We start from the raw sequence: 535 nt of genomic DNA, 5'->3' as shown, positions 1-535 counted from the left end.
TCACAGATGAGCAGACCAATCGTAATGCCTTTATAGTCAAATAAGACTTGATTTCGACCTTTATCAAAGTAACGACGCTCATCAAATACACCATAGTTTGGCAACATCTGCTTGTGATAGAAGCCCTTTTGATGACCGTTATGTAAGATAGCAGCGGAGTTGAAAGTACCGTGATGATCGACATGCGGATAGCCGACAATCATGACGATATCGTCGATGTCACTCAAGGTAGATAAGGCGCTTTTGACACGGCCTGATAAGCTTGGGCGTAGCAATAAATCTTGCGGAGGGTAGCCTAGTAGCGCCAGCTCTGGAAATACGATAACGTCAGCACCTTGTTCGCGTGCTTGTAATGCAAGCGTGCGCATTTTTTCAACGTTGGTTGCGATATCGCCGACCAAAAAATGTGACTGCGCTAAAGCAAAAGTGACCGTATCTTGTGGTTTGTTGGTCTTGCTGGCTTCATGTGAGGGGTTAAGATTGGGATTATCAGTGTCTTTTGACATTGTTATTGTTCCTATCGATATATTATTAA

Annotated in this window: 1 protein-coding gene; it reads right to left on the bottom strand. The window is 43.6% G+C overall.

The genetic code is table 11. The features are described 5' to 3' along the window. A partial coding sequence (locus ACS8FC_RS20515; RefSeq protein ID WP_439298140.1) for a nitrilase-related carbon-nitrogen hydrolase occupies positions 1-506 on the bottom strand: 506 nt, incomplete at its 3' end. Positions 507-535 lie beyond the last annotated feature (29 nt).

The organism is Psychrobacter sp. 1Y4 (assembly GCF_051847555.1).
Note: the sequence above shows the minus strand (reverse complement) of the source record. Positions and strands in the feature narration are given on the sequence as shown.